Raw genomic sequence first — 22,875 nt, 5'->3', positions numbered from 1 at the left:
GTCTGTGTCGCGCTCTGGTACGAACGAAGTCAAACCAGAAGATCGACAAGGGTGCCCGAACCGCGGGCGCGCGACCGCCGGTTGAGGGGAGCGACTGGTGCTGCAGGTGGTGTTCAGGGTCCTCGGCCCGCTCGACGTCCGGGCGGACGGGAACCCGGTGCAGCTCTCCGGCGCCCGGCAGCGCATCGTCCTCGCGATGCTGCTGCTCTCGGCCGGCCGGGTGGTCTCCGTCGACACCCTGGCCGAGGCCGTCTGGCAGGGAAATCCGCCCAACACCTTCGTCAACCAGATCGCGATCTGCGTCTCCGGGCTGCGCAAGGCCTTCAAGACCTCCGTCGGCCTCGACGACCTGATCGTCACCGTGCATCCCGGCTACCTGCTCGCCCCCGGTGAACACCGCATCGACGCCGTCGAGTTCGAGGAGCGGGTGGCCGAGGCCCGGGAGGACGCCCGGGAGGGGCGCACCGCCGAGGCGGTCGCCCTGCTGGAGGAGGCGCTCGGCATGTGGCGCGGCCGCGCCCTGGAGGGGGTGGCCGGCCCGGACGACGCCGCCTCCGGGGTCTGGGGCCGGCTGTCCGCCGAGGCGGCCCGACTCACCGAACTGCGGCTCGCCGTCTACGAGGAGTACACCGGCCTGCGCCTGGAACTCGGCCGGCACCGCGACCTGATCGGCGAACTCTCCGCCTTCATCCGGGAGAACGGGCTGCGCGAACAGGCCTGGGCGCAGCTGATGCTCGCCCAGTACCGGTCCGGCCGCCGGGCCGAGACCCTGGAGACCTTCCGCGAGGCACGCCGGCTGTTCGTCGACGAGCTCGGCATCGAACCCGGACCGGCCCTGCAGGCCCTGCACGAGGCGGTGCTGGCCGACGAGGCCTGGCTCACCGCGCCCGCCGGTGCGCCCGCCGCGGCCCGCTCCGGCGCCCCGGCCGCGCCCGCGGTGCCCGCCCAACTACCCTCCGACGTCGCGGCGTTCACCGGCCGCGCCGAGGCGCTCGACGCCCTGGACCGGCTGCTGGAGCAGCCGGGGGACGGCTCCGCGCTGCCGGTCGGCCTGATCACCGGGATCGGCGGGGTCGGCAAGACCGCCGCCGCCGTGCACTGGGCCCACCGGGTCGCCGCACACTTCCCCGACGGCCAGCTCTTCGCCGACCTGCGCGGCTACGACGAGTCCGACGAGCCGCTCGCCCCCGGGGCCGTCCTCGACCGCTTCCTGCGCGCCCTCGGCGTGCCCGCCCCCGAGGTCCCGGCCGACCTCACCGGTCGCGCCGACCGCTTCCGCACCGAACTCGGCGGCCGCCGCGTCCTGGTGGTCCTCGACAACGCCCGCTCCTTCGAGCAGATCCGCTGGATGCTGCCGGGCAACGGCCGCTGCTGCGTGCTGGTCACCAGCCGTGACCCGATCGAGGGCCTGGCCGGCGACTACCACTTCGTCCCCGTCCCGCTCGGTGCCCTGGACCGGGCCGAGGCGGCCGAACTCATCGCCCGGGTGGTCGTGCGCGAGCGCCTGGCCGGCGACCCGGACAGTGTCACCGAACTCGGCGAGCTCTGCGACCGGCTGCCGCTCGCCCTGCGCATCGCCGCCGCGCGGCTCGCGGCCAAACCGCACTGGACGGTCCGCTCGATGGTCGGCCGGCTGCGGTTGCAGCACCGGCGCCTGGACGAACTGAGCGAGGGCAACCGAGGGGTGCGGGCCGGCTTCCGGCTCAGCTACCGCGGCCTGCCCAAGGCGGTGGCCCGGATGTACCGGCTGCTCGGGCTGCTCAACGTCCCGGACTTCTCCGCCTGGACCGGCGCCGCCCTGCTGGACATCGACCCGCTGGACGCCGAGGACCTGATCGAGCAACTGGTCGACGCCCAGCTGCTGGAGGTGCTCGCCGACGCCGCCACCGGTCAGGTCCGCTACCGCTTCCAGGACCTGCTGCGGCTGTTCGCCTCCGAGTGCGCCGTCGAGGAGGAGGACCCGCGCGAGCGGGTGTCCGCGCTGCGCCGCACCGCCGGCGGCTGGCTGTTCCTCGCCGAGGAGGCGCACCGACGGATCTACGGCGGTGACTACACGGTGGTGCACGGCCCCGGCCACCGGCACCGGCTGCCCGCCGAACTGGTCGACCAGCTGGTGGTGGACCCGATGGAGTGGTTCGAACGCGAGCGGGCCGCCATCGTCGGCATCGTCGACCAGGTCGCCGAACTGGACGAGTCCGCGCTCGCCTGGGACCTCACGATGACCAGCGCGACGCTCTTCCAGAACCGGAACTACCCCGCCGAGTGGCAGCAGTGCGCCGAGCGCGCCCTCGCCGCGGCCCGGCGGGCCGGCGACGCCCTCGGCGAGGCGGCGATGCTGCACTCGCTCAGCTCGCTGGCCATCGTCCAGTCCCGCTACCGCGACGCCCACGGCCAACTCGGCGACGCCCTGCGGTTGTTCGAGGAGTGCGGCGAGCGGCACGGCGAGGCCCTGGTACGGCGCAACCTCGCCCTCTACGAGTGCAACCGCGGCGACGCCGCCGCGGCCCGCGAACACGGCTACCGCTCGCTGGAGGGCTTCCGCGCGGTCGGCGACCACTACGCCGAGGCGCACGTACTGGGGGTGCTGGCCCGGGTGGAGCTGGAACTCGGCGAACCCCAGCTCTCGCTGGAGCTCAGCGAGCAGGCGATCGCCAAGAACCTCGCGGTCGGTTCGGTGCGCGGCGAGGCGCAGAGCACCGTCCGGCTGGCCGAGGTGCTGGTGCGCCAGGGCGAGGGCGAGCGGGCCGAGGCGGCCTGTCGGCGCGCGCTGGACCTGGTCCGCGGGCTGGGCGACCCGCGCGGGGAGGCGCACTCGCTGCGCTGCCTCGGCGAGGCGCTGTGGCGCCAGGACAGGTTGGCGGAGGCCGCCGGGATCCTGCGCGAGGCCATGGTGGTCTCCGGACGGGTGCCGGACCGGTTCCTGCAAGCCAGGGCCGGCGCGATCCTCGGCTGCGTCACCGTCCTGCTCGGCGACCGGATCGCGGCGGCCGGTCACCTCACCGAGGCGGCCGAGCTGTTCGCGAAGGTGGGGTCACCGGTCTGGCAGGAGAAGCTGGCCCGGCTCGATCGCGCGGTGCGCGGCGCCGGGGCCCTCGACTCGGCACTGCTGCGGGGGCTGCTGGACGGCTGATCCGTCACGCGTCCGCCGGCTCAGAACGGGGAGATGATCGTCCACGGGTCGTCCTGGAGGACGGCCAGCTTGTTGAGGGCGGCGCGGGTGGTGGCGGTGGCGTTCATGACGGTCTCCCTCGGTGCTGTGGTCTCGATGCCGGGTCGGGGCGCCGGGAGGGTTGCCCGGCCGCTTCCCCCGGCCTGAGAACGAAGGTAGACGGGCCGGGTTTTACGGCTCTTTCGATTCCCTTTCGATGAACCCGCCGCCGCGCCCGGGCAGCGAAATCCAACCGACAGAGCGGCGAAAAGCCAGGTCAGTACGGTCACGCTCGCATCGCATCCGCGAAACGAGGGTGACTCATGGCATACGTCGCAGCACCGGACCACGCGTGGGAGACCACGGCCGCGCAGGCCCCGGCGTCCCTGGATCTCGGGATCCTCGGGCCCGTCAAGGCGACGCTCGACGGCCGGGACGTCCGACTGGACGGCCCCAAGCACCGTACGGTGCTGGCCGCCCTGCTGCTCGCCGACGGACGGCTGCTGCCGGACGAGCGGCTGTGCACCCTGCTCTGGGGCTGGGAGCCGCCGACCACCTGGACCGCGCAGCTCTACACCCACACCTCGCGGCTGCGCGGGCGGCTCGGCCCCGGGGTCGACCTGGTCCGCGAGTCCGCCGGCTACCGGCTGGACATCGGCGCCGGCCGCTTCGACCTCGCCGAGTTCCGGCGCGACGCCGAACTGGGCCGCCAGGCCCTGGCCGCCGGCGACCACGCCCGCGCCGCCGGGCTGCTGCGCGCCGCGCTGGCGCACTGGCGCGGCGCCCCGCTCACCGGAGTCACCGAGCACCTGGCCGCGACCGAGCTGCCGCAGCTGGCGGAGAGCCGGCTCGCCGCGCTGGAGAACCGGATCGAGGCGGAGCTCGAACTCGGCGCGCACCCCACCGCCGTCGCCGAACTGCGCGGCCTGGTCGCCGAGTACCCGACCAGCGAGCGGCTGCGCGGCCAGCTGATGACCGCCCTCTACCGCTGCGACCGGCAGGGCGACGCCCTCCAGGTGTACGACGCGGGCCGGCGGCTGCTCGCCGTGGAACTGGGCATCGACCCGGGACCGACCCTGCGCCGGCTGCACGGGCAGATCCTGGCCGGCGAACTCCCCGCCCCGGCCGCCCGGCCCCGCACCACCGTCACCGATGCGGCGCCGACCCCGGAGGAACCGGCCGGGCCCGAGGGCGCCGGGGTCTGGGCCGGCCTCACCCCGGCGATGCTGCCCCCGGACACCGTCGGCTTCACCGGCCGCGAGCGCGACCTCTCCGCCGTCCTCGCCGCCCTGCGCGGCCCCTCCGGGGGAGCGCACGGCATCGGCTCGGTGGTGCTCACCGGCGCCGCCGGGGTGGGCAAGTCCGCGCTCGCCGTCCGCGCGGCCCACCGGTGCCGTGCCGACTTCCCCGACGGCCAGCTCTACGCCGACCTGCGCACCCCCGAGGGTGGCAGCCGAACCCCGGCCGAGGTGCTCGGCTGGTTCCTGCGCGCCCTGGGCGTCGCCGAGGGCGCGCTGCCGGCCGGCCTGGACGAGCGCGCCCAGCTCTACCGCAGCCGGCTGGCCGGCCGCCGGATGCTGGTGGTGCTGGACAACGCCCGCGACGACCGGCAGATCCGACCGCTGCTCACCGCGGACGAGCACAACCGCACCCTGGTCACCGGCCGCTCCGCGCTCGGCACGGTCGAGGGTGCCAGGCTGCTCTGGCTCGGCCCGCTGGACTTCCCCGAGGCCTACCAGCTGCTCGCCACCGCGGCCCCCGACCGGGCGGTCGGCGACCCGTCCGCCGCCGCCCGGATCGTGGAGCTGTGCGACCGGCTGCCGCTCGCCCTGCGGATCTGCGCCGCCCGTCTCGCCGCACACCCGCACTGGTCGCCGGCCCGGCTGGCCGACCGGCTCGACCCCGCCCACCGCCGGCTGGACGAGCTGCGGCTCGGCGACCTCGACGTCCGCACCAGCCTGCGGGCCGGCTACCAGGGGCTCGACCCGGCCGACCGGACCGCCTTCCGCACCCTCGCCCTCACCGAGGCCGCCGCCTTCACCCCCGGCGAGGCCGCGCCGCTGCTGGGCGAGAGCGAGGACGGCGCCGAGGAGATCCTGGAACGGCTGACCGAGGCCAGGCTGCTCACCGCCACCGACGGCGGCGGGCTGCGCTACCGCTTCTCCTCCCTGGTCCGGCTGTTCGCCCGTGAGCAGCCCGCTCCGGTGCCCAGCTGATCCCGGTCGCGACGTGCCGGTTCCCCGAGGCCCCGTCCGTTGCCGGACGGGGCCTCGGGTCGCCGGTCCGTCAGCCGCAGCCGCCCGCGTGGCCGCCGTCCAGACTCTGCTCCGGCCCGGCCGTGATCATCGCGACGTAGGCGGCCAGCAGACTGCCCCAGCGCAGACCGGAGTCCGGGTCCGGCCGGTCGTAGTCGAGGTCGGGGTCCAGGCCCAGCAGGGTCGCCGTGCTGGAGACCGCCTCCGGGTCGCTGAGGTCGAGGTGCATCAGCTCCTCGGGCCGCAGCATGTCCACCAGCCCCCCCTGGGCCAGCCAATCCTGGAAGTCGAGCTCCATCAGCTCGACCGCCTTGGCGTCGTATTCCACGTCGCTGTAAGCAGAACCGTTCTCGCTGTTGTTCGTCCGCATCGTCGCCTCCGGTCTCGTGACGGGTTGTCCGGTCGCGAGAAAAGGATGGGACGGGGGCCTACACGACCCCTATGAGGACTTTCGGTGCCGGCTCCATAGAACTCTCATGGAAATCCTCATAGACAGCTGAGGCAGCGTCCTGACATGGACGTACGGATCGAGCGCGTGGTGATTCTGGGAAGTGGCCAGATCGCCTGGACGGCCGCCGCCTATCTGCAGAAGGAACTCCAGGGAACGGTTTCGGTGACCGTCCTGGAAAATCCGGACGACCCGCCGGAGGCCGGGATCGGCACGGCCCTGCCGTCCTTCCAGCGCTCGTTCTTCGACGTCCTGGGAATCGAGGAACAGGAATGGATGCGGGCGAGTTCGGCCACGTTCAAGGCGGCCGACCGCTATGTGAACTGGCGCACCGCCGGGCCCGGGCGGACCACCCCGTGGGAGCTGCCGGACGCCCGCCCCGACGCCTTCTACCACCCGTTCGGGCTGCTGCCCGAGTACGACCGGGCCCCGCTCTCGCACTACTGGCAGCACCGCCGCCAGCGCGGCGAGACCACCGAGCCCTTCGACTACGCCTGCTTCCGCGAACCCCCGCTGCTGGACGCCCGGCGCTCCCCGCGCTGGCTCGACGGGCGCAGCGCCACCCGCTACGGCTGGCACTTCGACCGCCGGGAGTTCACCGCCCACCTGCGCCGCCACGCCGTCGCCGCCGGGGGCGTGCGGCAGGTGCGCGGCCGGCTGGCCCGGGTCGAGCGGGACGAGCAGGGCGACCTCGCCGCCCTGGTCACCGAGCACGGCGAGCGGATCCCGGGCCAGCTCTTCCTGGACTGCTCCGGTCCGCGCCGCCGGCTGATCGGCGACCTGCTCGGCGAGCCCTTCCTCGGCCTGGGGGAGCAACTGCCCTGCGACCGGGCGGTGTCGGTGGCCGTCCCCGCGCCCGACTCCCGGCGCCGGGGCATCGAGCCGCACAGCACCCTGCTGGCGATGCCGGCCGGGCAGGTGGCCGTCCATCCGGTGCTCGGCCGGCTCGGCGCCGCCTACGCCTACGGGAGCGACCACACCACGCCCGAGGAGGCCGCCGCCGAGCTGTGCCGGCTCTGGGGCCTGGACCCCGGGCACACCGAGGTCCACCACCAGGAGCACGGCCCCGGCCGGACCCGCCGCTCCTGGCGGCGCAACTGCGTGGCCCTCGGCGCGGCGGCCGGCGTGCTGGACCCGGCCGGGCCGGACTGCCCGCACCTGGCCGTGCGGGCGCTCCAGCTGCTGGTCGCGCACTTCCCGGCCGGGCCGCTGCCTCCCGTCCTGCCGGAGCGCTACAACCGGGCCGTCGACCGCGCCTTCGACGAGGCCCGGGACTTCCTCCAGCTGCGCTACGGCTGCTCCCCGCGCGACGACACCCCGTTCTGGCGGGCCACCGGGCGGCTGGCGCTCTCGGAGGCGGTGCGCACCAGGATCGCCGTCTACCGGGCCGGACTGCCCTGCGGCTCGGCGCTGGTGGAGGAGGCCCGCTACTACGGCTACCGCGCGGAGGAGCCGCTCAGCCCGTGGACCGACGCCGACCACTACTGCGTGCTCGCCGGGCTCGCCCCGGCCCCGGTCGGCCCTTCGCCGGTGCTCGCCCACCGGCCCGAGTCGGTGCGCGGCGCCGGGACGCTCTTCGAGCAGGTCCGCCGCCAGCAGCGCAACCTGCTGGAGACCCTGCCCAGCGCCTACGACTACCTGAGCCGCCTGCACGGGCGGGGCGCGGACGAACTGGTGGTGTGAGCGGTCCGCGGCCCGAACGCCGAAGGGCACCCCGGCCGGGGTGCCCTTCGTGCGGGAGGAGCGTCGCCGCCCCCCGACTCTCGATGCTTCTCGCTGAAGCCGGCTCAGCTCTCGATGAGCCGGGTGAACACGACGGTGTCGAACACGTCCTCCATCCGGACGGCCCGGCCGTCGCGGAAGGTCCAGGAGTGGATGAACGGCAGGGTCTCGGTGCGGCCGCTCAGCGAGGTGACGGAGCGCACCCCGAAGACCACCACGCGGTCGCCGGACTGCACGAACTCCTGCGGCTCCAGCCGCATGCCGCCCAGTACGGTCGGCACGGTGGCGAGGAAGCCCCGCACGCCGTCATGGCCGATCTTGGTGCCGCCCAGTCCGTACGGGGCCAGGCCGTCCGGGTGGACCCACTCGACGGCGGGGTCCATGACGGCCAGCAGGGCGGCCACGTCCCGGTCGTGGAAGGCCTGGTAGGCGCTGTGGACCAGGTCGAGGTTCTCGTGGGTTCGGGACATCGGGGAAACCTCCTCAGGAGTGGACGTGCTCGGGGTACAGGGCTTCGAGGGTGCGACGGATGCCGTCGCGCCAGTCGACCTCGCAGGGGCCGGTCAGCTCCCGGCGCAGCGTCGGGTCGAACTGGTAGGTCTCCCGGGTGACCGAGCTCGGCGCCAGCTTGGCCCGCACCCCGGTGAGCTCCTCCAGGTGACGCACGCAGTCGGTGATGCCGACGGACTGGTCGCCGCCCCAGTTGACCAGGGTGGCGGGCACCGCGCCGGCCTCCCACAGCCTCGGGACCTGCCGGACCAGGTCGTCGGTGTACAGCAGCGAGCACCAGTTCTGGCCCTCCAGCGGCACCGGGATCGGCTCGCCGGCCAGCATCCGCCGGAAGTACAGCATCGGCACGCCGCCGTAACCGCCCGGCCCGTACGCGATGTTGAGCCGGGCGATGGTGGTCGGCAGGCCCAGCACCTGTGCGAAGGCGCGCACCGCGCCCTCGGTGGCGAGCTTGCCCACCGGGTAGGCCGGCAGCCAGTCGGCGACGCCGTCCACCGGGTCGGTCTCGGTGTAGCGGTGGTCCAGGGTCTGCCGGGCGTAGACCGCGCCGGTCGACACGTAGAGGAAGGACTCGGCGGTGCGGCAGTGGGCCATCAGCCGGCCGGTGGCGACCGCGTTGACCTCGACGGTGGCGTTGAAGTCGCCGTCGTCGCCGCGCCGGACGGCGGAGTGGATGACGTGGGTGAAGTCCTCCGGCACGCCCTTGAGGCCGTCGGGGCCGGTGTCGTCCATGTCCCAGTGCCAGGTGGTGATGCCCCGGTCGTTCAGCTCCCGCTCCACGCCCGCGGTGCCGAAGCGGCCCAGGCACCACACCTCGTTGCGCTCGGAGAGCGCCTCCGCCACCGGCCGGGCGACCTGCCCCGTGCCACCCGTCACCAGGATCTTCTTGCCGTTCACTGCCCGTCCCCCATCGCACGGTCGAGTTCCGCGCGCAGCACGGCCTGGAAGGCGGCCACGTGCTGCGGTCCCATCAGCGTGTAGTGCTCACCCGGCACGTCGACGTACCGGTTGGCGCCGCGGGTGTGCTCGTCCCAACGACGCAGTTCCCTGGCCAGCCAGTCCTCCTTGGTCCCGCGCAACGGGACGGCGTAGAACACCGACATCGAGTCGACCGTGCCGCTCGGCCGGTAGCCGCGGCCCAGGTCGGTGATCCGGTCGGCGAGATCCGCCCAGGCGCCGAACTTGGCGAGGTCCAGGTCGAGTTCGGCGATCCGCTCGGCCGGCGCGAGCCCGATCAGCGTGGCCAGCTGCGCCTCCTCGGACAGCCCCCGCAGCTGCCCCGGAAGTTCGCGTGCCTGCTTCTTGTCCACCAGGTCGAGGAAGAACGCCAGGTTGACGGCGGTCTCGACGAAGTCCAGCTCGTCCATCCGGTACTTGATGTGCGGCGGCAGGTTGAAGCTGCCGACGAAGTCGACCCGCTCGCCCTGTGCCTCCAGCACCTTGGCGATCTCGAAGGCGACGGCCGCGCCGAAGGAGTAGCCGGCCAGCGCGTACGGGCCGTGCGGCTGGCGGGCGCGGATCCCCGCCACGTAGCAGTCGACCATCTCCTCGAAGGTCGCGAAGGGCTTCTCCCCCTCGTTGAAGCCCCGGGCGCGCAGCGCGTAGAACGGCCGGTCACCGACGAAGTACTGGGCCAGGTTGACGAAGACCAGCACCTCGCCGACCCCGGGGTGCACGCAGAACAGCGGCGTCTTGTCCCCGCTGACCTGCATCGGGACGACCGGGTCGTAGACCCGCTCGCCGGGGGAGGCCGGATCGGCGAGCCGGGCGGCCAGGTCGCGCACCGTCGGGGCGGTCAGCACGGTGAGCACCGGCAGGTCGGTGGCGCCCAGGCGCTGCGCCACTCTGTTGCGCAGCCGCAGGATGTCCAGGGACGTCCCGCCGAGGTCGAAGAAGTTGGCGGTGGCGCTGATCCGCTCCGGCTCGGTGTCGAACAGCTCGGCGTAGATCTCGGCGAGCACCCGTTCGGTGTCGCCCTCGGGCTCGGTGTGCCCGCCGAGCCGCCGTACCGTCAGCTCCTCCACCGCCCGCACCGCCTCGTGGTAGTCGCCGTTCTCCAGTCGGGTGCGCATCAGGGCGCGCTGGATCTTGCCGAGGCTGGTCTTGGGGAAGGCCTCGGCGGGCAGCGGCAGGATCAGCGCGGGTCGGAAGCCCCACTGCATCACGACGGTGCTGCGGATCGCGGCGAGCAGCCGGTAGCGCCCGTTCTCGTCCTCGGCGGGCAGCTCCGGGTGGAAGGCGATCACCAGTTGCTCGGTGTCGCCGCCGGCCGCGCGGATCGGGAAGGCCGCGACGTAGGAGGCGGCGACGCCGTCCAGCCGCTCCAGCGCGGACTCGATCTCGTGGCTGAAGTAGTTGACGCCGTTGACGATGACGCTGTCCTTGGAGCGGCCGACCAGGGTGAGCCGGCCGTCGTCGATCCGGCCGAGGTCGCCGCTGCGGAACCAGCCGTCGGCGGTGAAGGCGTCCCGGGTGGCCCGCTCGTTGCGGTAGTAGCCGCGGGTGATCATCGGTCCGCACAGCTGGAGTTCGCCCACGCCGCCTTCGGGCAGGGCGCGGTCCCGCTCGTCGGCGACCCGGATCCGCAGGCCCTGGACGGGGGTGCCCAGGTTCGCGAACTCCGCGCCCTCGTCGCCCTGCGGGAAGGCGAGGGAGTAGATGCTGCCGGCGCAGGTCTCGGTCATGCCGAAGGCGGGCCAGAGCGCGGTGGGGGAGAGCCCGTAACGGGCGAAGGTCCGCAGGAAGGAGCGGCCGGTGGCACAGACCACCGCCTCGCCGCCGCTGATGATGTGCCGCAGCCCGCTCAGGTCGATCCGGGCGCGGTCCGCCGCGTCCAGCCGTTCGGCGGCCGAGTTCAGCAGCCCCAGCAGGAAGTTGGGGGTGAAGGTCATGGTCACGCCGTGCCCGGAGATCAGCCGGAGGAACTCCACCGGGTCGCGCAGGACGACCGCGGCCTCGGTGTGGACCTGGCGGGCGCCGACCGACAGCGGCAGCAGGTGGCACTCCAGCAGGGCGGCGACGTGGTCGAAGGAGACCCAGTTGAGCGTGGTGTCGGCGGCGGTGAGCCGGTGGTAGCCGTTCTTCCCGGCCATCGACGCCAGCAGGTTGGCGTGGCTGAGCATGACGGCCTTGGAGTTGCCGGTCGAGCCCGAGGTGAGCACCAGCACCGCGACATCGTCCGGCTCGGGGGTGTGGAAGTCCTCGGCGGGCTCCGCCTCCGGGTCCAGCAGCAGTTCCAGGGTGGCCGTGGCGAGGCCCTCCACGGGGGGCAGCTCGGCCGAGATCGCCTCGCTGGTGATCAGCAGCGGCCTCTCCAGCAGGGTGTTGACGTGGGAGAGCTGGGTGGCCCAGCGCTCCGGGTCGCCCTGCAGCCGGGCCATCGGGCACGGGACGAAGCCGCCCAGCACCGACGCCCAGAACGCGATCAGGAACTCCTCGGGGTGGGTCAGCAGCAGGACCAGCGTGTCTCCCGGTCGCAGGCCGCGGGCGCGCAGACCGGTCAGCAGGATCTGGGCCTCCCGGAGCAGCTCCGGGTAGCTCTGGTCGGCGTGGCCGGTGGAGGTGCCGCCGAGGGCGTAGCGCACCCCGGTGTCGGGGTGCCGTTCGGCGGCGCGCAGCAGCAGGTCGGCGATGCCCCGTGCGGGGGCGGCGGCGTCGGTCTGCAGGGTCAGTGGGGTTAGCGGGCCGATCGCGGAAACCTCAGTGAAGGTGGTCACACGAGGAAGGTAGGTGCGCTCCCGCCCCACCGGGACCACTGGTGGCCTGAAGAGGCGCCCGCCGCCATGCCTTGTCTACGGCTGGTGAGGAGGGGGTTGCCGAAGGTGTCCGAATTGGATCGACGTTGCACCGCTTATGGCGGTACGGGGCAGCTTCCTGTCAGCTGGGTGACGGAAGGTTGAGCCTGCCGCGCACGAACGGTAGAGCCCGGCCGGCCGGTTCACCGCCCGCGGGATTTCCCCGGCCGACGGGCCCGGGCGGCCCTCGCCGGAGCGCCGACGCGCAATTCCCCGGTCTTCCGGCACTGTTCCGCACCCGCCGCCCAATGATTCCTCCGACGACGAGGAATCTCGCATCGCGGGATTCGCATTGAGCGGGTGTCAACTTCCGGACAGGCCCGTTGTCCAGGCAGGACGCGCCCTGGGAGAGTGGCCGAGGCCAAACGGTTCAGTACGACTTCCGCCGATGCGGCCACCAAAACCCGCCTGGCAGACGGACCGCCGTCCGTTCGTGCCGGAACCCTCATTCCGGCGCACACGGCAACGGCTCCCCCGGGCGAACCGCCGTCGCCCGGGCCGGAGTTCCGCCGCGCACGCCCGGAGCCGTGGGGCGGTGGCGGCTGAGGCCGGATCAGGAGGGCAGCTCGTGCTTCAGGTGGTGTTCCGGGCCCTGGGGCCGCTGGAGATCGGCGTCGCGGGCCGACCCGTCCCGCTCCAGGGCGCCCGGCAGCGCACGATCATGTCGATGCTGTTGCTCAGCCCGAACCGGGCGGTCTCGGTCGACGCGCTGGCCGACGCCGTCTGGCAGGGCCGCCCGCCCGCGACCTGCCGGAACCAGATCGCGATCTGCGTCTCCGCGCTGCGCAAGACCTTCAAGACCGAGGCGGGCGTGGACCGGCTGATCGTCACCAGCCACCCCGGCTACCTGCTCGACGCCGCCGAACACCGCATCGACACCGTGGAGTTCGAGGCGCTCGTCGCCCGGGCCCGGGAGGCCGCCCGGGCCGGCCGGGCCGAACAGGCCTGCGCCCGCTACCAGGAGGCGCTCGCCCTGTGGCGCGGCCCCGCCCTGGAGGGCGTCACCGCCGAACGGGTCGAGGCCGAGGCGGCCCGGCTGACCGAACTGCGGCTCACCGCCTACGAGGAGCACGCCGGGATCCGCCTCGAACTCGGCCAACACCGCGAACTCGTCGGGGAACTCACCACCTTCTTCCGCGACCACCCGCTGCGCGAACAGGCCACCGCCCACCTGATGCTCGCCCAGTACCGCTCCGGCCGCCGCGCCGAAGCGCTGGAGACCTACCGGGAGTGGCACGGCCTGCTCGCCGAGGAACTCGGCATCGCCCCCGGACCCCGGCTGCGCGAACTGCACGAGGCGGTCCTCAACGACGCGCCCGGCCTCGGCGCGCCCGGCGAGTCCGTCACCCTCGCCCCGGTGACCGCGGCCCTGTCCCAGCTGCCGCCGGACGCCGCCGCCTTCACCGGTCGCCGGACCGAACTCGACCAACTGGACCGGCTGTTGGTGAAGCTCGGCGGCACCGCCCTGCCGGTCGCCTCGATCAGCGGCAGTGGCGGCGTCGGCAAGACCGCCCTCGCCGTGCACTGGGCGCACCAGGTCGGCGAGCGCTTCCCCGACGGGCGGCTCTTCGCCGACCTGCGCGGCTACGACGAGCAGGAGGACCCGCACCGCCCCGGCGCGGTGCTCGACCGCTTCCTGCGCGCGCTCGGCGTGCCCGGCCGGCAGATCCCGTCCGAACAGCACGAGCGCACCGCGCTGTTCCGCAGCCTGTTGGACGGCCGCCGGGTGCTGATCGTCCTCGACAACGCCCGGTCGTTCCAGCAGATCGGCCCGCTGCTGCCCGGCAGCGGCCGCTGCTGCGTGCTGATCACCAGCCGGGACGGCCTGGGCGGTGCGCTGGCCGGCGACTACGCCTTCGTCCCGCTGCACCTCGGCCCGCTCGGCCGGGACGAGGCGGTCGAACTGCTCGCCCGGGTCGCCGGATCCGAGCGCCTGGCCGCCGACCCGGAGGGCACCGCCCGGCTGGCCGAACTGTGCGACTGCCTCCCGCTCGCCCTGCGGATCGCGGGTGGGCGGCTCGCCGCCAAGCCGCACTGGCCGGTGCGCAGCCTGGTCACCCGGCTGGAGGACGGGCAGCGCAGGCTCGACGAGCTCAGCCCGGGTGGGCGCGGGGTGCGGGCGGGCTTCGGGCTCAGCTACCGTGACCTGCCGGCCACCGCCGCGCGGATGTTCCGGCTGCTCGGGCTGCTCGACCTGCCCGAGTTCGCCGCCTGGACCGGCGCGGCTCTGCTGGACACCTCCCCGACGGACGCCGAGGACCTGATCGAGCAGCTGGTCGACGCCCGGCTGCTGGAACCGCTCGGCGCGGACGCCGGCCCGGTGCGCTACCGCTTCCAGAACCTGCTGCGGCTGTTCGCCCGCGAGCGCGCCCGGGCCGAGGACAGCGAGGAGGAGCGACGGGCCGCGGTCTACCGAGCCTACGGGGCCTGGCTGGGCCTGGCCGGCGAGGCTCACCGCCGACTGCACGGCGGTGAGCACGGCGACGTCCACGGCCCCGCCCGGGTGCATCCGTTGCCCGCCGACTCGGTGGAGGACCTGCTGGCCGACCCGCTGACCTGGTTCGAGAGCGAGCGGGCCGCCATCGCCGGCCTGGTCGACCAGGCGGTGCAGGAGGGAGAACCGGAGCTCGCCTGCGACCTGATGACGGCCGGTGTGACGCTCTTCCACGACGGGGAGGGCCAGGAGGACTGGCACCTCTGCGGATAGGCGGGTCCCGCCACGGAGTCCCGCCCGGCCCGCGACCGTACCCGCCCCGGGGTCTACCGCCCGTCGGCGGTGGGCGGCTCGGTCAGCGTGTCGATGTACTCGACCAGCAATCTCGCCCAGGGACCGGAGTCCTGCCCGCTGGACGCGGCCCCGGCCCCCTCGGCCGGGCCGTCGCCGATCAGCGGGTTCTGCGGCTGCGCAGACCGGACTGCCAGGCCCTCGTCGTCGTTCATCTGTCCTCCTGGGTGCACGGTGGTCGGGTACGGAAACACCGGTGGGAAGCTCGCATCCAGGTTTACGCCATGACCCTATGAATCCTCCATTCCAGGGATCGACCGCTGCTCGGGCCGGACTCGTCCGGGCCTGGCCCTGGACGGCGGCCCGACGCCCAGCCGAGGCCTGGACCGTCCGTCCGGGCCGTCCAGCGGCAGCAGGCCCAACTGGGCGGCCCGCACTCCGGCCTGAAACCGGGAGCTGGCACCCAGCAGGGTCATGATCTCCGCGACGTACCGACGGTAGGTGCGCACCGAGACGGTCAGCTCGCGGGCGGCGACCTCGTCGGTGACACCGGCCCGCAGCGCGCCCAGGATCTGCCGGGCGAAGGCGGCCCGGGCCCGGTCGCCGAACACCACTCGTTCGTGGGCGGGCACGGCCGTGCGCCACACACTGTCGAACAGGGTGTGCAGGGTGGTGAGCACTTCGGGCACCCGGATCACCGACGCGCGTCGCCCGGCCCCGGAGCCGGCCACCACCAGCGCGGCCGTCCCGTCGACCATGATCGCCTGGAGCGGGGGCACCCGGGCCACCCGGATCGCCACCGGCTTGGCGCGGTCCAGCTGCTCCGTCACGAACTGCTCGTCGACCAGCTCGGGGGAGGTGAGCAGCCGGACCGGGATCGCCGTGTCGACGCCGTACAGCAGCTCGCGCTCGGCCTGCTCCGGGCGCTTCTCGCCGTCCAGGCCGCGGGCGTGCACGATGGAGATGCTGCTCGCCGCTCCTTTGATCAGCCGTTCGGCGATGCCGAGGATCTCCTCGTACCCGCCGTCCACCACGGTGACCAGTCGGTCCGCGGAGTAACGGTCACGGTGCATGGCGACGGTCGAGTCGATCAGCTCGCTCACCCCCAGCAGGGCTCTTTCGAAGTCATCCGCTGCGGTGTTGGACACGTCCTCGTTCCCTTCGGCGACGGGGGGTTCGACGGTCCGCCGGGTTGCGGCGTACCGCCGACGGGGGGCTCAGCGATCCATCGAGAGCAGGCCGAGCTGGACGGCCCGCACACCTGCCTGGAAACGGGAGGTGGCGCCGAGCTCACGCATGATCTCCGCCACGTGACGCCGGTAGGTGCGCAGCGAGACGCCCAGTTCCTGGGCCGCGGCCTCGTCGGTGTGGCCGCTCTGCAGCCGCTCCAGGATGGACTGGGCCAGTTCGGCCCCGAGTCGAGGGCTCAGCCCGAGGTGGGTCACCAGCGGCCTGGCGCGCGACCAGGCCCCGGCGAAGAGCAGGTCCAGGGCGCGGACGACGGCGAGCTCGCTGACCACGGCGGCGTTCCCGCCCTGCCCGTGGGCGGCGGACCGGACCAGCGCGCCGCGGCCGTCGACCACCAGTGCCTCGCGCAACTCCCCCTCGGAGACGCGTACTTCGGGATCGAGTCCGCACAGTCGCCGGGTGAGGTCGAGCGCGGTGTCGACGGCGTCCGCGGCGCACAGCACCCGCACCGCGACCGAGCGGTCCTGGGCCCGGCCCGCGGCCGGCGGAAAGTCGGGGAGTAGCTGCTCCATCGCGCGCGACACGGCCTCGGTGAAGTCATTGGCCGCGATCAGGGCGATGCTCACCGAGTGCCGGGCGCCGCCGATCAGATCGTCCAGGGACTCGCCGATCGCGTTGGCCTCGGTCCGGGTCAGATGGGTGGAGCCGCCGGTGCTGCGCCGGTGCAGGGAGACGGTGGACTCGATCAGGGAACGGGCCTGCAGCAGGGCCTGTTCCATGTGGGCCGCGTGCGTCCCTGAACGTAAAGTTTCGTCATCGTCGACCGGTGCACTGACCGTCCCATCCGCCACAACTGCCCCCGTTGATCTCTTCCCCGTTCTCCTTCGAATAGGCGCGAAGCCCGCCCGGAGTTCCCGGCCGGGCCGAATGTGGGTCGGCCGTGCGGTTCAGTCCTGGTGGAAGGCTTGGCTCTGTGGTGGTTCGAAGAAGTAAAGACCGCCGAGGACATTAGTTTGAGCCTACTCTCCAGTCAAACTTGATCGCCCGTGCAGGGCTTTGTCTGCCTGATCATGCTGTGTGCGTGGCGGATTCCTTCGTCTTCTCACGTTCCGGCGGTGGGATTGCCAGGAGTTGATTGACGGTTGGACTGATTCATCTGGGTGAGGGAGCGGGGGCGGGGCTCCGCTGTGTGAGTGTTCGGTTCCCCAAGGCTTCTTCCTCATCCTGTGCCCGTTCCGTACAGATTCGGCGGGTTGTGCGCACACCCCTCCACTCCGCCGTTCTCCCCACTAGGAGGCGGCAGAACTGCCGCTATGCTGACCGGCGATCTTCGGACGGTATGACGGGGAATCGGGGGAGCAGCATGGGTAGCGACGGCGCCGGGACGGGGTTCGGTGCGCATCCGGACAAGCTCGGGGACGCGGGTGACCGGCTGATCGCGGCGGGGCAGGACGTCCGCTCGGTCAAGGACACCCTGGGCAAGTTGAACATGTCGGACCCGGCGGTGCTCGGGGAGTACGCGGGTGACGCGGCCAAGGCCTTCTGGTCGGCCTGGCAGGACGAGCTCGGGGTGAACCTCGACGCGCTGACCGACCTCGGAGGCAAGGTGCACACCACCGCAGCCAACTACACCACGACGGACAGCGGCGTCGAGCAGCAGTACCAGAAGCCGGGGGCCTGACCGTGCCCGACCACGAGCTCAATCCGCTCGGCCTCGACCCGGGCACCCAGCGGCAGCAGGCCGAGAAGCTGAAGAAGACCATCGACGAGTCGCACGGCATGTGGGGCGCGGGCGATCTCAAGTACGCCGTCCACGACGCCCTGCAGCTGCCCGCCCCCAAGGGCGACTCCGGCAAGGTCGGCGACCTCGCCGCCGCCTACTACAAGGCGGTCGGCCAGCTGGACCAGATCCAGACCAAGGTGGCGCAGGTCAGCTCCCAGCACCTGCCGGACGCCTGGACCGGGCAGGTCGGTGAGAAGGCCGCCGAGGTGGTCAAGGCCTCCGCCGACGACCTGACGCGCTGCCGCGACGCGATGGAGAAGGGCCGCCAGCAGCTCAGCACGCTCGCCACCGCGCTGAGCGAGGCGCAGACCCTGCACGGGCAGGGCGCCGCTCCGCTGGGCGAGGCGCTGAAGCTGCTGCACGACATCACCGTCGCCGGCGCGCCGGACCCGATCAACTGGGACGACGACAAGATGCACAGCGCCCACGCCAAGGCGAAGGAGGGCATCAAGTCGATCTACGACGCCGCGGTGAAGGCCGAGAACGCGGGTCGGACGGCCGCCCGCGAGTTGAACGCGATCGCGGACAAGGCGCTGGCGGGCAAGTTCAAGAACAAGGGCCTGGGTGCGGAGGACAAGCTGGTCCTGGTCGACGCCTTCGTCGGCGGCAACCAGGGGGACGGCACCATCCTGACCGAGGCCAACGCCACCCGGGCCGCCCAGCTGATGGACCAGATGAGCGACGCCGGCCGGGCCCGGTTCGACCAGCTGCTGGCCGGCAGCAAGTCCCCGGAGGAGCGCGCCTACCTGATGAAGGCGCTGGCCGCCGGGCACAGTTACGACGAGATCAAGGCCTTCGACGACCAGATCCACGGTCACGCGGACGATCCCGGTTGGCTGGCGGCGCGGATCTCCCCGGTGCAGCTGGACTCGGCCGCGCCCGGCCAGAACGGGACCGGCTACGGGGGCGTGGCGTGGGACCAGGGCCAGCACAGCACCTGCGTGGCCGCCTCGACCGTGACCGCCCGGGCGATGGTCGACCCGCTGTTCGCCTTCCAGCTCACCACCGGCGGGCACCCCGGCGACCCGAAGTACGACAACGGGCAGGCCGCCAAGGACCGTTGGGACAGCGAGACGAACCGCGTCTACGACTCCCGCTCCTGGATGCACCTGGGGGCGGACGGGATGTGGGACTGGGAGTCCAAGGACATCGCCAACTCCGAGATCGGCGACCACACCGGGGCCGGCTACAAGAACGTGGACCTGGGGGACGCGGACCAGCGCAAGGACGTGCTGGCCCAGGTCGAGTCGTCGGTGGACCAGGGCAAGCCGGTCCCGATCTCGGTCAAGAACGACAAGTTCATCCCGGACGGCCACCAGATGATGATCATCGGACACCGGGGCGACCAGCTGGAGATCTACAACCCCTGGGGCTACACCGTCTGGGTCAGCGAGGACGACTTCATCCACAACCACCTGGGGGGCGCCACCCAGGGGGACGAGCTCCCCATCGCCGACAGCGTCCGCATGCCCAAGTGAGGCCTGAGAGTTGAGCACCCACCACCAACCCCTGAGCGACGACCGGCTGGCCGAGATGGACATCGAGGTCCTGCTGCGCCTCGGGCTGCCGGCCGACGGCGTGGTCCGCTCCGTGCTGTTCGGCGACGGCGCGGTCGCCGCCGCGATCACCGCCGACCGGCTCGGCGTGCTGCCGCGCGCCGTGGTCTTCCTCGGCGAGGTGGTCCGCTCCGGCGGCACCGTGTTCGCGGCCGAACTGCCCGAACCTCTGCCGGGCCCGGCGGCCGCGCCGGCCCGGGGCTGGCTGGCGGCGGCCGCCACGGTCGTGCGGGACCCGGCGGGGGACCGGCTGGTCGCCCGCTGGCTCGACGCGGTCGCCGCCGTACTGGCACTGCGCGTAACCAACCGGGAGTCGAACTCTTGAAGAAGAAGTGGCAGCGGATCCTCCTCGTCGCGGTCGTCCTGCTGGCCGTCGCGGGTGCGGCGGGCGCGGTGGCGATCCACCGGATGACCACCGGCAAGCTCGACCACGGCACGGTGTTCACCGCGACCTCGGGTGAACTCCTCGTCAAGCCGGGCCAGTTGTTCTCGGTCGAGGTGAGCGCCCACCGGAATTGGGGCGACATCTGGAGTGTGGCCGGCCCGGCCCCCGACTCCGCGGTGGTGCAGACCGTCGGCGACGAGTACGTCCAGAGCTTTGGGCTGGACAGTCTGGGCGGTGCGAACGGCTCGGACTCCGGCGGCCACTACTACTTCGTCTTCCGTGCCGCCCCGAACCCCGGCCGGACCGCCGTCACCCTCCACGTGGACTACCGCGACCACGCGGGCTGGACGTACTCCGGCGGCCCGGAGCAGACCAGGCGCGAGTTCACCGTCAACGTCGGCTGAGCCATGACCCGTTGGGGGTGGGTCCAGGCCCACCCCCAACCGGGGGCTCAGCCGTATTCTGCGGCCCGTTCGCCCTTCCTAGTGTTGATCACGAGCCGCCCGGAGCCCGGGCGGCCGTGGGAGACACCGGGAGGACCAGGTGCGGGGCAAGGAGCGGGGAGCGGTGCACGGGGGGCGGGAGCCCCGGCCGGCGACGGACGGCAGCGCCGCGGCGCTGCGGCTGGCCGGCCTGCGCAAGCGGTTCGGCGCGCACACCGCCGTGGACGGCGTCGACCTGGTCGTGCCGAGCGGTTCGTTCTACGGGCTGGTCGGCCCCAACGGCGCCGGCAAGACCACCGCCCTGTCGATGGCCGTCGGCCTGCTGCGGCCGGACGCCGGGAGCTCGGAGATCTTCGGGGTCGACGTGTGGAGCGACCCGGTGCGCGCCAAGGCCCTGGTCGGGGTGCTGCCGGACGGCATGATGCTGCCCGAGCGGCTGACCGGCCGTGAAGTTCTGCACTACCTGGGCCGGTTGCGCGGCCTGCCGGCCGCCACCGTGGACGCCCGGGCCGAGGAGCTGCTGGCCGTCCTGGAACTGGACGGGGCCGAGCACACCCCGGTGATCGACTACTCCACCGGGATGCGCAAGAAGATCGGCCTGGCCACCGCGCTGCTGCACGCCCCCCGACTGCTGGTGCTGGACGAGCCCTTCGAGGCCGTCGACCCGGTGTCCGCCGCGACCATCCGGGTCATCCTCCAGCGCTTCACCGCCTCCGGCGGCTCGGTGGTGCTCTCCAGTCACGTGATGGCCCTGGTCGAGCAGCTCTGCGACCACGTCGGCGTGATCGCCGGCGGCCGGGTGCTGGCGGCCGGCCCGGTCGACGGGGTCCGCGCCGGGCGGGGCCTGGAGGACGTCTTCGTCGAGCTGGTCGGCGCCCGTACCGGTGGGAAGGAGGGGCTGTCGTGGTTGGCGTCCTGATCGGGATGAAGCTGGTCGTCCTGCGACGGTCGATGTCCGGCCCCCGGGCCGCGAGCCTGATCATCGGGGGCGTGTGCGGCGCCCCGGCGGCGGTCGGCACGGCGCTGCTGGGCCTGGTGGACTTCCCCGCCCCCGAGGCCGGGGTCGGCACGATCGCCCTGGTGCTGCTGGTGTGGACCGTGGGCTGGGCGGTCGGCCCGACTCTCACCGGCGGCGACCCGGCCCTGCGGCTCTCCTACTTCACCCTGGTGCCGCAGCGCCCGAGCAGGCTCGCCCTCGGCCTGCTGGGCGCCTCGTTCGTCGGCATCACCCCGGTGGTCGGCCTGATCGCCTTCACGGTGCTGATCGTCTTCGGCGCCGGGCTGGGGCTGCTGCCCGCCCTGGTCGCCGTCCCCGCCGCGCTGCTCCAACTGCTGTTCGTGGTGGTGCTCGCCAAGCTGAGCCTGCAAGGCCTCGGCAGCGTCGCCCGCTCGCGACTCGGCTGGGAGCTGTCCGCGCTGCTGGTCGGACTGGTCTGCGGCTTCCTCAACACCGGCTGGTTCGGCATCGGCTTCTTCGTCAAGCTGCTCGGCGGCCACTGGGCCGCCACCGTCGGCACGGTCGTGCGCGCGCTGCCCTCCGGCTGGGCGGCCGTCGCCGTGGACGCCGCCCGGCGCTCCGACTGGGTCCTGGCCGGCGCCTGCCTCGGCGGACTGCTCGCCCTCTGCGCGCTGCTCTTCGCCGCCTGGACCGCCCTGCTCTCCCGGCAGCTGGTGCGCGGCACGGTCGGCGGCGGCCGGGCCACCGCCCGCCGGGGCGCCCGGCTGCGGGCCCTCCCGGACAGCCCCGGGGGCGCCGTCCTCGGCAAGGAGCTGCGCCTGTGGGCGCGCGACCCGCGCCGCGCCCGCTTCCTGCGGATCGCACTGTGGACCGCCCTGTTCACCGGCCTGCTCCCGCTGCTCGGCGGATTCCCCACCGTGCTGCCGTGGACGGGTGTCGTCCTCGCGCTGTACGCCGGCGCGCTCGGCTGCAGCCTGTACGGCCTGGACGCCGGCGCGCTCTGGCTGACCCTGGTCGTCCCCGGCGCCGAGCGGATCGACGTCCGGGCCCGGCAGCTCGCCTGGCTGCTGGTGGTCGGCCCGGCCGCCCTGCTGCTCACCGTGGCCGCGACCCTCGCCGTCCCGAACGGCTGGGCCTGGCCCTGGCTGCTCGCCACCCTGCCCGCCGTCCTCGGCGCCGGAGCGGGCCTGGCACCGCTGATGTCCCTGCTCGGCCCGGCGCCGTTCCCCGACCGGCCCGGCGGCAACCCGCTGGACGGCTTCAGCGACGAGAGCGGCGACCAGGTCCGGATGCAGAGCCTGGCCGTGCTGCTGCTCCAGCTGTTCGCCGCGCTGCCGGCGGCCGGCGTCGTGCTGGCCGGCACCCTGCTGCACAGCGCGCCGCTGCGCTGGGCGGGGGTGGCGGTCGGCCTGGGCACCGGGCTGCTGTACGCCTGGTGGATGGGCCGGGAAGCCCGGCGCCGGCTGGAGACCCGCGGGCCGGAGCTGCTCGACGTGATGCGCCAGGGCGTGCGGCGGGTGACGGAGACGGCCCGGCCGCAGGAGGAGCAGGACCTGCTGGACGGCCTCTCCCGCCGCCGCACGGCGACCGCCGGACTGCTGGTGACGGCCGGTGTGCTGAGCACCGCCCCGCAGGGCGGGGTGGCGATGGGGATGACCCTGCTCGCGCCGACGAACCGGAGCTGGTTCCTGGCCCTGTACCTGCCCCCGGACTGGCAGCTGCCGGTGGAGGCGGGCTTCATCCTGCTTGGCGCGGCCTGTTTCTTCGGGGTGGTGAACTGCTTGCGGTTGAGTGTTGTTGAGTGATCTTCGGTGTTCATGAGTGAGTTTGCCGTCTTCTGCTGAAGTCTTGTCGAGATACTTTCGTTTGATCCGTTTCGAGCCGTTGATGCCGTTGTGTGTGCCACTCTGTGCGTGATCGAAGGAAGCGCTGGGGGATGAGGGTTGGGGGTCGGGCCAAC

Annotated in this window: 18 protein-coding genes; 10 read left to right on the top strand and 8 right to left on the bottom strand. The window is 73.1% G+C overall.

Annotated features, from left to right (window positions below):
* Nucleotides 1-97 precede the first annotated feature (97 nt).
* Nucleotides 98-3,130 (top strand): BTAD domain-containing putative transcriptional regulator, encoded by a 3,033-nt coding sequence (locus ACIRYZ_RS32130; protein WP_402951103.1) that lies wholly within the window; start codon nt 98-100, stop codon nt 3,128-3,130.
* A gap of 20 nt (nt 3,131-3,150) precedes the next feature.
* On the opposite strand, the gene ACIRYZ_RS32125 is transcribed toward ACIRYZ_RS32130, so the two are convergent.
* A complete protein-coding gene (locus tag ACIRYZ_RS32125) occupies nt 3,151-3,438 on the bottom strand; it encodes a hypothetical protein (protein ID WP_402951101.1) in 288 nt (95 codons plus the stop codon).
* Between the two features lie 33 nt (nt 3,439-3,471).
* On the opposite strand from ACIRYZ_RS32125, the gene ACIRYZ_RS32120 reads away from it, so the two are divergent.
* Nucleotides 3,472-5,364 (top strand): BTAD domain-containing putative transcriptional regulator, encoded by a 1,893-nt coding sequence (locus tag ACIRYZ_RS32120; RefSeq protein WP_402951098.1) that lies wholly within the window; start codon nt 3,472-3,474, stop codon nt 5,362-5,364.
* Nucleotides 5,365-5,434: 70 nt separating this feature from the next.
* Here ACIRYZ_RS32120 and ACIRYZ_RS32115 read toward each other — a convergent pair whose 3' ends face one another.
* Nucleotides 5,435-5,773, bottom strand: a complete 339-nt coding sequence (locus ACIRYZ_RS32115) for a hypothetical protein (RefSeq protein WP_402951096.1) — start codon at nt 5,771-5,773, stop codon at nt 5,435-5,437.
* 144 nt (nt 5,774-5,917) lie between these two features.
* Here ACIRYZ_RS32115 and ACIRYZ_RS32110 point away from each other — a divergent pair, with 144 nt between their 5' ends.
* Nucleotides 5,918-7,534 carry a tryptophan halogenase family protein gene (locus tag ACIRYZ_RS32110; RefSeq protein WP_402951093.1) on the top strand — a complete coding sequence of 539 codons (1,617 nt, stop codon included), beginning with the start codon at nt 5,918-5,920 and terminating at the stop codon, nt 7,532-7,534.
* A gap of 104 nt (nt 7,535-7,638) precedes the next feature.
* Here ACIRYZ_RS32110 and ACIRYZ_RS32105 read toward each other — a convergent pair whose 3' ends face one another.
* The 3 genes from ACIRYZ_RS32105 to ACIRYZ_RS32095 are packed head-to-tail and all read right to left on the bottom strand — an operon-like array spanning nt 7,639 to nt 11,772.
* On the bottom strand, nt 7,639-8,043 hold the full coding sequence (locus ACIRYZ_RS32105; protein ID WP_402951090.1) for a nuclear transport factor 2 family protein: 405 nt from the start codon (nt 8,041-8,043) through the stop codon (nt 7,639-7,641).
* A gap of 13 nt (nt 8,044-8,056) precedes the next feature.
* Entirely contained in the window at nt 8,057-8,980 is a 924-nt protein-coding gene (locus tag ACIRYZ_RS32100) for an NAD-dependent epimerase/dehydratase family protein (RefSeq protein WP_402951087.1), read from the bottom strand.
* The gene (locus tag ACIRYZ_RS32095; protein ID WP_402951197.1) at nt 8,977-11,772 is read right to left on the bottom strand and encodes an AMP-binding protein; all 2,796 of its coding nucleotides are present in this window, start codon (nt 11,770-11,772) and stop codon (nt 8,977-8,979) included. The genes ACIRYZ_RS32100 and ACIRYZ_RS32095 overlap by 4 nt, the downstream gene beginning before the upstream one ends.
* Before the next feature lie 673 nt (nt 11,773-12,445).
* Between ACIRYZ_RS32095 and ACIRYZ_RS32090 the strand changes: the two genes are divergently transcribed.
* Complete coding sequence (locus ACIRYZ_RS32090; RefSeq protein ID WP_402951084.1) at nt 12,446-14,584, top strand: BTAD domain-containing putative transcriptional regulator; 2,139 nt, start codon at nt 12,446-12,448, stop codon at nt 14,582-14,584.
* 53 nt (nt 14,585-14,637) lie between these two features.
* On the opposite strand, the gene ACIRYZ_RS32085 is transcribed toward ACIRYZ_RS32090, so the two are convergent.
* From ACIRYZ_RS32085 to ACIRYZ_RS32075, 3 genes are all read right to left on the bottom strand, one after another.
* Nucleotides 14,638-14,817, bottom strand: a complete 180-nt coding sequence (locus ACIRYZ_RS32085; protein WP_402951081.1) for a hypothetical protein — start codon at nt 14,815-14,817, stop codon at nt 14,638-14,640.
* A gap of 75 nt (nt 14,818-14,892) precedes the next feature.
* Entirely contained in the window at nt 14,893-15,750 is an 858-nt protein-coding gene (locus tag ACIRYZ_RS32080; RefSeq protein WP_402951079.1) for a LuxR family transcriptional regulator, read from the bottom strand.
* Between the two features lie 69 nt (nt 15,751-15,819).
* The gene (locus ACIRYZ_RS32075; RefSeq protein WP_402951076.1) at nt 15,820-16,569 is read right to left on the bottom strand and encodes a LuxR C-terminal-related transcriptional regulator; all 750 of its coding nucleotides are present in this window, start codon (nt 16,567-16,569) and stop codon (nt 15,820-15,822) included.
* A gap of 584 nt (nt 16,570-17,153) precedes the next feature.
* Between ACIRYZ_RS32075 and ACIRYZ_RS32070 the strand changes: the two genes are divergently transcribed.
* The 6 genes from ACIRYZ_RS32070 (at nt 17,154) to ACIRYZ_RS32045 (ending at nt 22,720) form a co-directional block, all read left to right on the top strand.
* Complete coding sequence (locus ACIRYZ_RS32070; RefSeq protein WP_402951073.1) at nt 17,154-17,471, top strand: WXG100 family type VII secretion target; 318 nt, start codon at nt 17,154-17,156, stop codon at nt 17,469-17,471.
* A gap of 2 nt (nt 17,472-17,473) precedes the next feature.
* Entirely contained in the window at nt 17,474-19,051 is a 1,578-nt protein-coding gene (locus ACIRYZ_RS32065) for a hypothetical protein (RefSeq protein ID WP_402951071.1), read from the top strand.
* 10 nt (nt 19,052-19,061) lie between these two features.
* Complete coding sequence (locus ACIRYZ_RS32060) at nt 19,062-19,454, top strand: hypothetical protein (protein WP_402951069.1); 393 nt, start codon at nt 19,062-19,064, stop codon at nt 19,452-19,454.
* Entirely contained in the window at nt 19,451-19,918 is a 468-nt protein-coding gene (locus tag ACIRYZ_RS32055) for a hypothetical protein (RefSeq protein ID WP_402951066.1), read from the top strand. Before ACIRYZ_RS32060 ends, ACIRYZ_RS32055 begins: the two co-directional genes overlap by 4 nt.
* A 163-nt stretch (nt 19,919-20,081) precedes the next feature.
* Nucleotides 20,082-20,876, top strand: coding sequence for an ABC transporter ATP-binding protein (locus ACIRYZ_RS32050; RefSeq protein WP_402951064.1), 795 nt, complete (start codon nt 20,082-20,084; stop codon nt 20,874-20,876).
* A complete protein-coding gene (locus tag ACIRYZ_RS32045) occupies nt 20,861-22,720 on the top strand; it encodes a hypothetical protein (protein ID WP_402951061.1) in 1,860 nt (619 codons plus the stop codon). The genes ACIRYZ_RS32050 and ACIRYZ_RS32045 overlap by 16 nt, the downstream gene beginning before the upstream one ends.
* Nucleotides 22,721-22,875 lie beyond the last annotated feature (155 nt).

It is taken from the genome of Kitasatospora sp. NPDC101155, from assembly GCF_044768305.1.
In the GTDB taxonomy this organism is placed as follows: domain Bacteria; phylum Actinomycetota; class Actinomycetes; order Streptomycetales; family Streptomycetaceae; genus Kitasatospora.
Note: the sequence above shows the minus strand (reverse complement) of the source record. Positions and strands in the feature narration are given on the sequence as shown.